This is a genomic window from Prevotella sp. oral taxon 313, assembly GCF_003043935.1.
Classification (GTDB): Bacteria; Bacteroidota; Bacteroidia; order Bacteroidales; family Bacteroidaceae; genus Prevotella; species Prevotella jejuni.
In genome coordinates, this window is sequence record NZ_PYXE01000001.1 from 863,266 (window position 1) to 878,423 (window position 15,158).

Here is a 15,158-nt window from a genome sequence, read left to right on the forward strand (position 1 = left end):
TTAGAACATTCTTGTTTATCCTCTTTTTTTTATATATTTGTGGCGAAAACTATTATGTTCTAACACTTAAACGATAATTTATGGAAAAAGGGAAAGCTATCTGCAAAGTCCTGAAAGAGGTTCGTCAGAGAATTGCGAAAGAGAATGGAATAAGCTACAAGCCGGTAGAGTGTCATCATGAGGGCGAATGTTCTGGTACTTGCCCAGGCTGCGAGAAGGAGATTCGTTACCTCGAAGAACAACTGAGGAACAAGCAGCGTGGAGGATTGGGATTGAAGGTTGCGGGTATTGCAGCAGGCGTCTGTGTGACAGTATTGCCAATGGCTGCTATGGTACAAACAGAGAGTAAGATTAGTCTGGAGGCGAATCCCCAGCTCATAAAGCAGGATAGTGTAGAAGTGGTGGACCTGACGAAGGGTAATCCCGATGCTGTGCTCTTACGTGGACAGGTGCTTGATAAGGATACAAAAGATTCATTATTTAGAGCAGTTGTTATGTTGAAAGGGTCAACAGCACCCAATGCATTGGGGACATGTACCAATGTGGATGGCTGGTATGCGGTGAAAGCTCTGCCAACCGACACCTTAGAAGCTGAATTTGTAGGCTATCATAAGACTTATGTAACGGTTAAAGAGCTGTTAGCGACAAAGGATAAGACGATTTATCTTGAGCAGGATACTACCAATTGGCATAAGACTATCACCGTTGGGGGCATAGAAGGAACATCAGGGAAGCATCATCCAAAGAAAGGACCTAAGTCGCACAAGGAAAAGAAGTGCAAGAAGAAATAAAGAGAAGTTGATAGTATGACGAAAGGAAGGAGTACTTGTAAGTTGCTGAAGAGTATTCGGCAGCAGATAGCGGATGCCAATGGTATCAGCTATCAACCTAAGGAGTGTCAGCACAAGGGGGATTGTGCGGGTACTTGCCCTGCTTGTGAGGAGGAGATACGTTACCTTGAACGGGAGCTGAAAGCACGTAAGGGTAATGGCTTCGGTATGAAGGTGGCTGGTATTGCAGCAGGTATTTGCGCTACGGTAATGCCGATGACCGCTGCTGCGCAAGCTGTTAAGTCTGATAGTACGGCTAACCCTCCAGTGCAAACAACCAAGAAAGCCCCTATAAAGGTAGTAGACCTTTCTGATAGTTGTGCATCACCTGTGGTTGTACGTGGAATGGTCATAGACGAAGAAAATAAAGAACCTGTGATAGGGTCAGCTGTTTTCATAGACGGAACAAGCAAGGGCGTTGCAACAGATATAGATGGACAGTTTGCTTTGAAAGTTCCGTCAGACACGTCGTTGGTTATATCATCTATAGGATACTATAGTAAGAAGGTTCGTGTAAGTTCTCTTTTAAGTTCTGACAATAATGTTATTATGCTTGAAAAGGATGCGATGACGGGTTTGGTTGAAGTAGTAACAGTAAATGCAGCAAGTGACTCTGGTAGAGATAGGAGCGCAAGTAATATTGATGATGTGTATGGTCACATGACTTATAAACCAAAGTCACACGTGGAGAAGAATAAGAAGAAGTGTAAGTAAGGATAAGGATTATGGCAAAAGGAAAGAGTACATGTAAGTTGCTGAAGAGTATTCGGCAGCAGATAGCGGATGCCAATGGTATCAGCTATCAACCCAAAGAGTGTCACCACAAGGGGGATTGTGCGGGTACTTGTCCTGCTTGTGAAGCGGAGATACGTTATCTTGAACGAGAGCTGAAAGCAAGTAAGGGTAATGGCTTCGGTATGAAGGTGGCTGGTATCGCAGCAGGTATCTGCGCCACGGTAATGCCGATGACCGCTGCTGCGCAAGCTGTTAAGTCTGATAGTACGGCTAACCCTCCTGTACAAACTGCCAAGAAAGCCCCTATAGAGGTAGTAGACCTTTCTGATGGATGTGCATCACCTGTGATTGTACGTGGAATGGTCATAGACGAAGAAAATAAAGAACCAGTGATAGGGGCAGGTGTTTTTATAGACGGAACAAACAAGGGCATTGCAACAGATATAGATGGACAGTTTGCTTTGAAAGTACCATCAGCCACGTCGTTGGTTATTTCATATATAGGTTGTAAGGATAAGAAGGTTCGTGTAAGTTCTCTTTTAAGTTCTGATAATAATGTTATCATACTGGAAGTCTCTAATTTATCGGGTATATCGTGCATAGCAGGAGGAGTCGTGACTGTTGTGCCAAACTACGATGACGTGTATGGTCACATGACTTATAAACCAAAGTCACACGTGGAGAAGAATAAAAAGAAGTGTAAGTAAGGATAAGGATTATGGTAAAAGGAAAGAGTACTTGTAAGTTGCTGAAGAGTATTCGGCAGCAGATAGCGGATGCCAATGGTATCAGCTATCGACCCAAAGAGTGTCAGCACAAGGGGGATTGTGCGGGTACTTGTCCTGCTTGTGAGGAGGAGATACGTTATCTTGAACATGAGTTAAAGGCACGTAAGGGTAATGGCTTCGGTATGAAGGTAGCTGGTATTGCTGCTGGTATCTGCGCTACGGTAATGCCGATGACTGCTGCTGCGCAAGGTGTTAAGCCTGATAGTACGGCTAATCGTCCTGTACATACAGCTAAGAAAGGCGATGTAAAGGTAGTAGACCTTTCTGATGGTTGTGCATCACCTGTGGTTGTACGTGGAATGGTCATAGACGAAGAAAATAAAGAACCAGTGATAGGGGCAGGTGTTTTTATAGACGGAACAAACAAGGGCATTGCAACAGATATAGATGGACAGTTTGCTTTGAAAGTTCCATCAGACACGTCGTTGGTTATTTCATATATCGGTTATGAGAAGCAAAAGGTTCGTGTAAGTTCTCTTTTACGTTCAGAGAATAATGTTATTATTCTTAAAACCGATGGAAATTTGCTACTTGGAGACCTTGCTGTATTTACGAAGACAGTATATAACGATGATGTATATGGTCGTAGGACTTATAAGGTGAAGTCGCATAAGGAGAAGACGAAGAAGTGTAAGTAAAGATTAAGGTTATGGTGAAAGGAAAGAGTACTTGTAAGCTATTAAAGAGTATTCGGCAGCAGATAGCAAATGCGAATGGTATTAGCTATCAACCCAAAGAATGTCACTATGAAGGGGAGTGTGCGGGTACTTGCCCTGCTTGTGAGGCAGAGATACGCTATTTAGAGACACAGTTAAGAGAACGGAAACGCAAGGGATGGGGCATGAAAGTGGCTGGTTTGGCTGCAGGCATTTGTGTTGCTACGGTCCCGCTTACATCATGTCAGAATAGTCCCAAAGCTTGCAACGTTGAGAGCAAAGCTCAGGATTCTACTGATATGTTAGTTCAGGGCGAGACAGAAGTTATGCCAGAAGCACGCACAAGAGATTTGAAGTGCTCCATAGCTATTAGTGGGCGAGTGCTTAATGCGTCATCTGGTGATGCAGCTTCTGAGGTTAATATTATTATACAAGGTGGTAAGAAGAGAGTGTCTTTGGGCGAGGATGGAAGGTTTGCCTTGCAGGTTAACCGCAATGACACGCTCGTGTTCTCATCTTATGGGTATATAAATAAGGTGATAGCAGTGAAGTCTATTCGTAATCCTAACGATATGGTTGTCCGTTTAGAGCCCTCTCTTGACAAAGTAGGAGAGATAGACAGGGAGTATTTAGAGAAAGAGTTAGAAAACAGTGCAGCCCCGCAATCCCATCAAGAGAAATGCAGTCAGAATTAACATCACCGTTTATAGCCATCAATCGGCATAGGCTCTCTACCGATGGGGAGGGCGTAACAACATTGGTAGGGTTCCATGGTTGTCCGCTTCATTGCGTCTACTGCTTAAATCCTCAGTGCTTACAAGCTGACGGGGTATGGTGCAGGATGACGCCAGGAGAGTTATATAGTGAGGTGGAGATAGACGACCTCTACTTTATGGCAACGGGTGGTGGCATCTGCTTTGGAGGTGGTGAACCCCTCTTACATTCAGACTTCATCAAGGCCTTTGCAGGCATAATGAACCCTGAATGGATGTTGACAATAGAGACATCACTTAATGTACAGCTTGAGAGGGTCAAGTCTGTTGCCCCTTTGATAAAGCTGTGGTATGTTGATATTAAGGATATGAACCCTGATATCTATAAGGCATACACTTGTAAAGACAACGCTCTGGTAATCAGTAACCTTCAGTGGTTAGCAGCGAACGGGTATGCTGATAAGGTGATTATTCGTTTACCCTTGATACCCAAATATAACACAGACAAAGACCGACAAGAGAGTCGGCAGCAGTTGGAGAAGATGGGCTTTACACGCTTCGATACGTTTAATTATATAATAAGGTAGGAATATTAATACTCTATAATATACATAGTTCATCTTTTGAAATATCCTTTGAAATCATTATCTTTGCAATTAATAAAAAGAAAGAGAGTATGAGAAAATCCCTTATCATTTTATCAATTATATTTCTGTTGTTGCCTATCAGCGTAACAGCACAGAGTTTTGATGTCCTATGGCAACAAGTAAATCAAGCAGAGAGAATGGACCTGCCAAAGACACAAATCAGCTTATTGCAGCAGATTGAACGGAAGGCACAGAAGGAGAAAGCCTATGGACAGGTGTTGGCAGCAAGTCTGATGGCATCAAGGTTACAGACAGAGATAGCTCCAGACTCTGCTGAGGTGGAGCTTAAACGATTGAAGGCAAAGGCAAAGATGGTAGAAGGTAAGGATGAAGTCTTATCGGCTATCTACAACTGTGTCTTGGGTGTGATAAGTCGGAATGAAGATGATGGTAATGCTGACGACTACTTTAAGAAGGCACTTGCCAATCCTTCTCTGTTGGCAAGCCAGAAAGCAGCTGACTTTCAGCCGTTGGTAGAAATCGGTAAAGACGATAATATCTTCAAGGGCGACCTGTTGCATGTTATTGGTATGCAGGTGGGTAACTACGATAAACTACATAGTTATTACAAAAGTGTTGGAAACCGAGAAGCAGCTTGCTACACGGCCTTGATGGGGATAGAGGAGAAGGAAGAGAGTATTCCAAAGCTCGACTCACTCATGCAAGAGTATAGCGACTTACCTATAAGTGGGGAAGTTGCAATACAACGTTATCTATGTATGGGCAAGGACACACCCGTTGAGAAGAAGATAGCTTATATTGATGATGCCCTCGTTAGATGGGCCTCATGGAAGCGAATAGTGCGTTTACGTAATATCCGTATGTCACTGACAAAACCGATGTTCGATGCTCGTTTTGATAAGTCTAATGTTAGTTCGTCGGAGAAGAATAACTGGGTTAGACTGAATACACGCAACTTGTCGAATGTTACCGTAACTGTTACACGTACGAGACTGGCTGGAGATCACCTCCTTCGTGTCAATGTTGAGAAGGATAGGGACAAGTTGATGGCAAGCCTGTTGCCCGCAACAAAGCAGACAATCATCCGTACTTACACTGGTTATAAGGACTATGAAGAAGTGAAGGACTCCTTCTTAATGCCTACATTACCTTTGGGTGTCTACCTTATTAAGATAGAGAGTTCTAATAAGGATGTCCTACCAGAGTATGCTTTCTACTATGTTAGTGACCTCTATGTAATGTCTGAACAGCAGCCGAAGGGGCTGTCACGGTATGTTGTAGTTAATGTTGTGGATGGGCAACCAGTAGCCGATGTAAAGGTTAGAGCTACCTATGCAGAATATTATGGTAAGCCTTCTGTTGTAAAGAAGCAGGTGACGAACAAGAAAGGGGAGGTCGTGTTTGAGTCGGAAAGCAATACCCCAAAGATTTATGTCGCTACGAGTAAGGACAAAGCCTTTAGGGAAGTAAGACTGGAAAGTTCGTATGATTACAGTGGGAGAAACTATGACAACTTGGTGACTGAGGTCTTCACGGATAGGAGTATCTATCGTCCTGGACAGACAGTGCACGCATCTGTCATTGCTTATCAGAATACAAAGCAAGGCTATAAGACGAAAGCTGCAGGCGGACTAACCTTCGATATGATCTTACGTGACGCTAATTATAAGGAGATTGGGCGTAAGTCAGTGACTACAGACAGCTTCGGTACTGCTGCAGCCGACTTTGAGCTGCCTACAAGTGGACTGACTGGACGATTCTCTATCAAGGCAGATTATGGTACAAAAGGGTATGAGTCATTCTCGGTAGATGAGTATAAGCGCCCAACGTTTGACGTAAGTTTTGACGAATATAAGGATAAGTATGCTATCGGTGACACTATCAAGTTGATTGGACATGCTAAGAGTTTTGCTGGTGTACCAGTACAAGGTGCAAAGGTGCATTACGTTGTCACGCGTAATACAAGCTATTGGTGTAGCTTCTATGAAGACGTTGCAAGCGTGAACGAACAGGACGTTATGACAGATGATAAGGGTGAGTTCGTTGTTACCGTACCTTTTGTATTTTCTGACAAGGTCATGAAGGAAATAGAAGCCGGTAATAAAGACTTTCGCTCACTATTCTATCGTTTTAGTGTGGAAGCGTCGGTGACTGATGCTGCCGGTGAGACACATGAGGGCTATGCGTCGTTACCAATAGGGACAAAAGAGACGTTCTTGTCTTGTAATCTCCCTTATAAGAATCTGCGCAATAGCCTTAAAACGATAAAGTTCGGTTACTATAATGTTGCAGGAAATACTCTTGATGGTACCGTGAAATATGTGATAGTACCACAGCAGAAGGATAAGAGTAAGTATGTATATGGCAATTACACGACCGTGAAGGCTAATGAGGAGGTTGCTATAAAGGCTTTGTCCTCTGGAACTTATCGTCTACATGCAATTTGTGGGACGGATACAATAGACCACGACTTTATTGTCTTCTCTTTAGACGATAAGCGTCCTGTTATTGAGACACATGACTGGTTCTATCTAAGTGGGAACCAATTCCCTCGTGATGGAGGTCCTATTTATATGCAGGTAGGCTCAAGCGATGAGAATCAGTATGTTGTTTATTCTATCTTCTCAGGCGATAAAGTGATTGAGACAGGTGCTTTCAATCAGAGTAATAGTATAACGACACGCAAGTTTATATATAAGGAAGAGTATGGTGATGAGATATTTCTTAATTATGCTTGGGTAAAGAATGGCGTTCTGTATAGGCATTCTGAGAGGATTAGCCGTCCGTTACCAGATAAGAACTTAATAGTGAAATGGAAGACATTCCGTAATAAGCTCACCCCAGGACAACAGGAGGAATGGACAGTGACCATTAATCGTCCTGATGGTAAGGCGGCTAATGCTCAGTTGATGGCAACGCTTTATGATAAGAGTCTTGACGAGCTTATGTCTCATTCATGGAGCTTTATCAACTTCTTCTCACTTAACTATACATTTGCTGAATGGCGTAGTCCTCGCTATAGTGGCTTCTATCTTTCAGCTGATGCAAACCTTCATTATTATAATGTGGATCAGTTGTCTTTCTCAAAGTTTGATAGCCGCTTCTTACAACAATTTAGTTTTCCAGATACACGTGATTACTCTTCTCAATCCTACAGGATGATGAGTATGACACGTACTTTTGATTCACGGGCTGAGACAAAGGAGTCTCCTATGGCCGAGGTATCTAAGGATGGCTATGAAGATGACAATGGATCGGAAGTGAAATTTACTGCTCCTGTGATCAAGAAAGATGAGGAGATAAAACAAGAAAAGGACAAAACGAAGACTGTAAAGCCTTCTATGCGTGAGAACCTCAATGAGACTGCTTTCTTCTATCCACAGTTGCAGACAGATGGGAACGGTAATGTAAGTATTAAGTTTACCCTTCCTGAGAGCTTAACAACGTGGCGCTTCATGGGATTAGCACACGATGAGGATATGAACAATGGCTTCCTTTCTGATGACATCGTGGCTCAGAAGACCTTGATGGTGCAACCTAACATGCCTCGCTTTGTCCGTATGGGTGATGAGGCGATGCTTTCTGCGCGCTTGTTCAACCTTTCTGAGAAGGATATCAATGCTAAGGCAAAGATTGAAATACTTGACCCTGCAACGGAGAAGGTGCTCTTCACGGATAGTAAGGCTGTTGTCTTGAAGGCACAGGGGGGTGGTTCGGCAACATATAGTTTAGCTTCATTGTTGGCAAAGGACGCTAACAAGCTTACAGCTGACCAATCCTTGCTCATTGTACGCTTCCTGGTTGAGGGCGGTGGGTTCTCTGATGGGGAGCAACACTACCTTTCAGTACTTCCTAATAAGGAGTATGTTACAAACACCTATCCGTTTACTCAGAATGAGGCGGGCGTTAAGACAATAGATATCAGTAAGCTCTTCCCAAAGAAGAGTACCGACCAGAAACTTACAGTAGAGTACACTAACAACCCTAACTGGTTGATGATTCAAGCCTTGCCATACATCTCTAAGACAAATGACGATAATGCTATCAGTCTTGTATCGGCTTATTATGCAAATTACTTGGGTAATCACATCATGAGTACTTCACCAGTGATTAAGCAGACTATTGAGCAATGGAAGAAGGAGAGCAGTAAGGAGACTTCAATGATGTCGGCTTTGGAGAAGAATCAAGAACTTAAGTCGCTGGCACTTAATGAGACGCCTTGGGTGATGGAGGCAAAGAACGAAAGCGAACAAAAACAGCAACTCGTGCGTTTCTTCGACGCTAATCAGTTGCAGAACAACCTTACTTCAATCTTCAAGAAATTGAAGGATTTGCAGCAATCTGATGGTTCGTTCTCTTGGTGGCCAGAGATGAAGGGAAGTCTGTATATGACGGTTGCGGTGACAAAGACACTCGCTCGTCTGCAGAGTATTACGACTCCTACACCAGAGCAAACGGACATGATTAAGGCTTCTTTCCGTTTTATGGATAAGAAGGTGGCTAAGTGTGTGAAGGAGATGAAGCGTTACGAGAAGGAGTATGACACTACTCTCTTCCCGTCTGATGACCTTTGTGATTATCTCTACACCAATGCTTTGTTCTATCACGACCGAACTACAAATGATATAAAGTACCTCATTGACCGCTTGACCAAGAGGCCTACGGAATTAACCATTTATGGTAAGGCTAACACAGCAGTAATTCTTCAGCAGTATGGTAGGATTGAGAAGGCACGTCAATACCTACAGAGTATCAAGGAATATACGGTTTATACGGAGGAGAAGGGGCGTTACTTTGATTCTAAAAACGCTTATTACAGTTGGCGTGATTATAAGATACCAACGCAGGTAGCGGCTATCGAGGCTTTAAAGACCATCGCACCTAACGATAGTAAGACGCTTCTCGAGATGCAGCGGTGGCTCTTACAGGAGAAGCGCACGCAGGCTTGGGACACACCATTGAACTCTGTTAATGCTGTTTGGGCCTTTACAAATAAGGGTAACTGGCTGATGCAGAACGGAGAACACGCTACGTTGTTGCTTGACAACCAACCTTTACAGACGACACAGCCTACTGCTGGCTTGGGATATGTGAAGGCCACGCAGCCTGTCGACATTCAATCGCCTTCCCGTCATGAGCTAACAATCAATAAGACAAGCACAGGCACCAGCTGGGGGGCGGTCTATGCACAGTTCTTCCAGGCTTCGACAGACATCTCTGCAGCCGCATCTGGAATGAAGATTATGCGTGAGGTGCTGGTAGATAGCGTGTCTTTCAAGAAGACTATGCACCTTAAGGTGGGTGACAAGGTGCGCATCCGTTTGACAATCATTGCTGATCGTGATTACGATTTCGTACAGGTTGTTGACAAGCGTGCGGCCTGCCTTGAGCCTGTCAGCCAGTTGAGTGGTTATCGTTGGGGGTATTATATTGCTCCAAAGGACTACACCACTAACTATTACTTCGATGAGATGGCTAAGGGTAAACATGTTGTTGAGACCGAGTATTACGTTGATCGCGCTGGTGTTTACCAAACTGGAACCTGTACAGTACAGTGTGCATACGCACCAGAGTATAGCGGACGCACTGGAGCCATGGTTATTCAGGTGAAGGAGTAGATAAGTAGACGAGTAGACAAGTTGATGAGTTGACAAGTAGACAAGTCTACAAGTGAACGAGTTATTAGATAGTGAGGCGGATAGGGGGTAGTGTCTTAACTTCCTTTCATTCGTTTCAGTGACAAGTAAAGATTGATGAGTTGACAAGTAGACAAGTCTACAAGTGAACGAGTTATTAGGTAGTGAGGTGGATAGGGGGATATTTCCTTACCTCCCATCCACTCCTCTCACTCTTTTATACAAATAGTAGGAATGCTTCAAATAGAGATAGATAACGGTAGTGGTTTTTGCTTTGGTGTGACCACAGCCATAAAGAAAGCCGAGGAAGAATTAGCCAAAGGGACAAAGTTATATTGCTTAGGTGACATCGTACATAACAGTATGGAGGTGGAGCGTCTGACGAAGAAAGGACTCATCACCATCAACCATGAGCAGATGCGCGAGCTTCATGATGTGAAGGTTCTACTGCGTGCTCATGGCGAGCCTCCCGAGACCTACGAGCTTGCAAGGCGTAATAACATTGAGATCATAGATGCTACTTGCCCCGTGGTCCTCGCCCTTCAGCGGCGTATCAAGACTCAGTATGAGAAGGGACGACAGTCTTCTTATATGATAACATCCAAGGGTAACACAACTGTCGACGACCCATCAAAACTCAGACCCTTAACAAAAGGAGAAGACACGACATCTTCCTCCTCTGTATCTCTCCCTCCTGCAGTGGGCGAGGGACAAACCCTTAGTGCGTCGTCCTCCATTGTCATCTTTGGAAAGAACGGTCATGCAGAGGTTCTCGGACTGGTTGGTCAGACCCATAGTCATGCCATTGTGATAGAGAAGTTTGAGGATGTAAAGGCCTTAGACTTCACCCATGACATTTATCTCTACTCTCAAACGACAAAGAGTTTGGATGAGTTTCATAAGATAATAGACTACATCCAGCGTCATATCTCCCCTGATGCTAAGTTCCAAAGTTTTGATACTATCTGCCGACAGGTGGCTAATCGCATGCCCAACATCTCTACCTTCGCTGCCCGTCATGACTTGATTCTCTTCGTGGCAGGGCGTAAGAGTTCGAATGGTAAGGTCCTCTTCCATGAGTGCCTAAGTGTGAATCCAAACTCCCATCAGGTTGAGAGCGCTGATGAAATCGACATGAACTGGTTTAATGGGGTAGAGACAGTAGGCATCTGTGGCGCAACGAGTACACCAAAATGGCTGATGGAGGAGTGTCGTGATGAGATACTTCGACATACGAAATGACACTTTTTTTTATCTTTTTACGAAGAGTTTGAATGCGAAAGCTATCTTTTTATGATAGACTTTCGCATTTTTTTTGTACCTTTGCACCGTCATTCAAGATTTAATGTGGCTTTATTGCAACACTTGAGTTAGGTTTTCTCTTGAAATGACAACATACAGAGTAACATTTGTTGGGCCTTCCAACAATTATAAATGATAGAGCATATCAGTCGTTGATAATAGGTGTTTAGGGACTTATATACTCTTTGGTAATCTTTTCATAACGCTTAAAGAAGTGAGAAGGTGCCATTTCTAAGGTTAGTGTTCAATCACATCCTTTGACATCTCTGTTCCTGTTATCAAAGCGTTGTAGCACTGAAAACATTGTGCATCATTCTTGCTTGTGGGCATCCCATCACTCCTTTATTTTGGAGCATATCTCTTATAGTCCCATATTACATATATAATAGTATTCATCAAAAGTGTTGTTAATAGACTTATGAAAGAACAAAAGAGTTTCCTTGTACCTATGGCATTCTTAGGACTAATGTTTTTCACTTGTGGTTTTGCACTGGGTATTAATTCTTTATTGGTACCAGTATTGAAGGTGTCGTTAAGCGTCTCTTCCATGGAAGCGTATATGCTTATTGGTGCAACATTCCTTCCTTTCCTCATCTTTGGCTATCCTGCGGGAATATTAATCAGTAAGATAGGGTATAAGCGTACGATGGCTACTGCGTTTGGAATGTTTGCCATAGCTTTCGGAGCATTTATCTTCTCGGCAGATGCAAAGAGTTTTCCTTTGTTCCTGACGGCTTCTTTTTTCTGTGGAACGGCCAATACCTTCTTACAAGCAGCTATTAATCCTTACGTTACGATATTAGGACCAACGGAGAGTGCCGCAAAGCGTATCTCTATTATGGGTATGATTAACAAGTTAGCTTGGCCAGTATCGCCTCTGTTTATTGCTTTCTTTGCAGGAGCCTCAGGCAGTGTTGCTATAGATGACTTAGGTAAACCCTTTGCTGTGATTATCTTTCTTTTCATTGCTTTGGGTGTTGTGGCGCTTTTATCACCATTACCAGAGGTGAAGGCCGCTGGTGAGGATAGTAGTGAAACAGATGAGATTGACCAAGAGGTGTCTGCTTATGCGAATAGTAAAAAGTCTGTTTTCCAGTTTCCACATTTGGTTCTTGGCGCTATTGCCATCTTCTTTTATGTTGGTGCAGAGACCATCGTCTTGGGTACACTGATTGATTATGCAAACGAGTTAGGGCTTACTCATCCAGAGAACTACTCTTGGATAACACCGATTAGTATTAGTATTGGATATATAGCGGGAATTATCCTTATCCCTAAGTATCTTTCTCAGACACGTGCTTTACAGATATGTTCGTTCGTAGCCTTGCTGGGCACTGCCCTTGTCGTCCTTCTCCCAGGGGTTTATAGTATCTTTAGTGTTGGTGTCATGGCCTTAGGCTGTTCACTGATGTGGCCTGCTTTTTGGCCTTTAGCACTGATGGATTTGGGTAAGTTCACCAAGAAAGGGTCGTCACTCTTAACCATGGGACTTATCGGTGGAGCAGCTATCACAGTGTTGTTTGGCCTCTTAAAGGATGTTTTAGATGCTCGATATGCCTATGGTCTTTGCTTTGTATGCTTTGGTTATATCATGTTCTATGCGTTCAAGGGCTATAAGTTGCGTTAACAGAATATCGTCTGAAAGTGCTTTAAGTTCCTACACAACAAGCTCTTGATGAGACGCTTAACTATAGGCTTATAGCACATCATAATCTTTAGAAGTATTAGATTTGCGGGATTACCTTTACGGAGGTAGTCCCGTTTTTGATGGTTCTTTTATTCTAAGTGCACAATCTCTTTCGTGCGACAACCTTATAGAAGGCACTGCTATAAGGTACCTTCTCGGGTGCGAATAGGTCCTTACTCATTCTGTGAAAACCTCTGAGGATTAAACCTTCAGATAACTTTCTTAATTCATGAAAATATGTGACAAAAACACACAGGTTTGTCCTTAAATCAAGACAATATCATCTGTAAAAACGAACTTCGTAACTTGTAATATATCAGCATATTACATACTCTGTTGAAGAAGACGCCTTTCTTGCCTCAAGAAGGGCGTCTTTTGCATGCAAGAAAGGCATGTTCTTGAACGCAGAAGGGCCTCTTCTTGAACGTAGAAGGGCGTGTATTAGTTTCAAGAGGGGCGAAAATTATTGACAAGCCGTTAAGGAGTTAAAGAGTAGTAAGGGGTGAGAACGAGGGAAGACAAGGCTATCTGCCCTCGCTATGTTTGTGTTTTACAACCTGTTCGATACATACTCCTCGCATAGATAATCAGCCGTTAACACTATGAAAAACCCTTGTGTCGCCACTTGAAAAGCCCATTGAGCCTAATAACTAACCTCGATAGAGGCTGGATAAACACGATAGGGGTCGTAGTATTCGGTGCAACTATTTATCATGTCTTGCAGGTTTGGCTTCACAGTCTTACGATAACATTCCTGCCCATTGACGACGACTGTCACGGGCTTAGCCATGTTTACGAGCTTATTGTTCAGATAGATACGTAGCCGTCCACCCTTTGCTGTGGTGTAGTTACGGTTGAATTTCATTTCAATTCCCCATTGTTTGTCACGCTCAACAGCGGTGTATTCCACCTCTCGAATACTGACTCTTACCACGTTATCATGGATAGTCATGTCATAGTAGGTGCGATTCTTCGTAGGAGAAGCTATCACTTGAAGGTTGTAGAAACCTGACCTATGTCGCCCATCCATCTCGTAGTCTTCCCAAAGAACAGTCTTTGGATAGGGGTTACGGACAAATTTTCTCAGCCAAGGGGTGGTGAGGTCATAATTAATATGGTGTTGCATCCCAGGTAGAAGATTGATGCGATGAACAAAGAGCGGCCGCTTGTCGGCATCCATGGGACGTGCCAACTGTGCCGAATCGAAGGCCACTTGCGTGTAGTAAGTCAGTATGTTGCGGTAGAACCCAGTGTCGTCAGCCCCGGTAAGGAATGAGAACCCTATGTTAGCACAGTTCTCTATCGGTGCATTCTTCAGTGGTTCGCCCCCTGCCATAGGCCCCGCTGCAGCCCAGTAGTCGGCATAGAACGAGGCAAGACGCTGACTGCCGTAGCCTCCCTCAGATATTCCGAAGACATAAAGGCGGTTGGCATCGACATTGCCCTCGGCGAGTGCTTGTCGGAGAAGGCGTTCCCAAGCAAATTGCTTAGCCACCTGCCACCAGCGATAGTAGTCGCCCTCGTTAGGAATCTGTGGGATGAAATAGAGCGAAGGACCGTCTTTGAACCTGTTACCTAAGGCAAGTCCGGTAGACCATTCATGTTCTTTCGGACCAGAACCATGCAGGTAAAGAAACAAGGGCAACTTTCCCTCGCTGCTTCCCTTCCATCCGTAATAGTAGGGCATGACCGCATCTTTCTCCAAAGCCACAGGCAGGTGCCATGAAGCCTTCACCCCTTTCCGTAAGTCCTCGGGCTTGGCAAGTTTCTCTTCCTTCAACGCTCGGTTGGCTTCACACCATGCCGTCCACACCATCTTTTGGTTTTCTGCAATCTCATTAGCCTTCATTACTTGTTGTATAGACGTCGTATAAGGTCGGTTACGTTGGTAGGCCTCCTTGCTCTTCAGCTCCTCGTCCTGTTTTGTTTTGAGTGTTTGTAGGAAATAGTTCTTCACCTTCTCCTGCATATTTCGTCCCTGTGCGTGAGCGATGTGTGTGTTTGCAGAGAGCGCAAACAGCAAGCCCACAGCAATAATAAAGTGATTGGTCTGTCTCATTTTACGACTTTGTATCTTCAATGTATTTGTTTGTTAGGGTTCAGTCCCTTGTAAGATTTAGCTTTGCAGACAAAGGTAAGCATTTTCAAAGGACTGTGCAAGAGTTCTTAAAAGAATGAAGCCTCACCCCTGACCCGCTTCGTT

General features: G+C 43.8%; 10 protein-coding genes. 9 read left to right on the forward strand and 1 reads right to left on the reverse strand.

Annotated features, from left to right (window positions below; translation table 11 throughout):
• The first annotated feature begins 80 nt into the window (after positions 1-80).
• The 9 genes from AXF23_RS03380 to AXF23_RS03420 all read left to right on the forward strand — a co-directional run bounded on the left by AXF23_RS03380 (position 81) and on the right by AXF23_RS03420 (position 12,895).
• Positions 81-791, forward strand: a complete 711-nt coding sequence (locus AXF23_RS03380) for a carboxypeptidase-like regulatory domain-containing protein (RefSeq protein ID WP_107624297.1) — start codon at positions 81-83, stop codon at positions 789-791.
• A gap of 15 nt (positions 792-806) precedes the next feature.
• Positions 807-1,544 (forward strand): carboxypeptidase-like regulatory domain-containing protein, encoded by a 738-nt coding sequence (locus AXF23_RS03385; protein ID WP_107624298.1) that lies wholly within the window; start codon positions 807-809, stop codon positions 1,542-1,544.
• 11 nt (positions 1,545-1,555) lie between these two features.
• Positions 1,556-2,272 carry a carboxypeptidase-like regulatory domain-containing protein gene (locus tag AXF23_RS03390; protein WP_107624299.1) on the forward strand — a complete coding sequence of 239 codons (717 nt, stop codon included), beginning with the start codon at positions 1,556-1,558 and terminating at the stop codon, positions 2,270-2,272.
• Between the two features lie 11 nt (positions 2,273-2,283).
• Positions 2,284-2,991 (forward strand): carboxypeptidase-like regulatory domain-containing protein, encoded by a 708-nt coding sequence (locus tag AXF23_RS03395; protein WP_107624300.1) that lies wholly within the window; start codon positions 2,284-2,286, stop codon positions 2,989-2,991.
• 11 nt (positions 2,992-3,002) lie between these two features.
• Positions 3,003-3,704 (forward strand): carboxypeptidase-like regulatory domain-containing protein, encoded by a 702-nt coding sequence (locus tag AXF23_RS03400; RefSeq protein WP_107624301.1) that lies wholly within the window; start codon positions 3,003-3,005, stop codon positions 3,702-3,704.
• Positions 3,689-4,309, forward strand: coding sequence for a radical SAM protein (locus tag AXF23_RS03405; RefSeq protein ID WP_107624302.1), 621 nt, complete (start codon positions 3,689-3,691; stop codon positions 4,307-4,309). Before AXF23_RS03400 ends, AXF23_RS03405 begins: the two co-directional genes overlap by 16 nt.
• 89 nt (positions 4,310-4,398) lie before the next feature.
• A complete protein-coding gene (locus tag AXF23_RS03410) occupies positions 4,399-9,948 on the forward strand; it encodes an alpha-2-macroglobulin family protein (protein ID WP_107624303.1) in 5,550 nt (1,849 codons plus the stop codon).
• Between the two features lie 252 nt (positions 9,949-10,200).
• Positions 10,201-11,208 carry a 4-hydroxy-3-methylbut-2-enyl diphosphate reductase gene (locus tag AXF23_RS03415; protein ID WP_107624304.1) on the forward strand — a complete coding sequence of 336 codons (1,008 nt, stop codon included), beginning with the start codon at positions 10,201-10,203 and terminating at the stop codon, positions 11,206-11,208.
• Between the two features lie 478 nt (positions 11,209-11,686).
• Positions 11,687-12,895 carry an MFS transporter gene (locus AXF23_RS03420; protein WP_009010521.1) on the forward strand — a complete coding sequence of 403 codons (1,209 nt, stop codon included), beginning with the start codon at positions 11,687-11,689 and terminating at the stop codon, positions 12,893-12,895.
• 703 nt (positions 12,896-13,598) lie between these two features.
• On the opposite strand, the gene AXF23_RS03425 is transcribed toward AXF23_RS03420, so the two are convergent.
• Positions 13,599-15,014, reverse strand: coding sequence for a hypothetical protein (locus AXF23_RS03425; protein WP_107624305.1), 1,416 nt, complete (start codon positions 15,012-15,014; stop codon positions 13,599-13,601).
• Between the last annotated feature and the right edge of the window lie 144 nt (positions 15,015-15,158).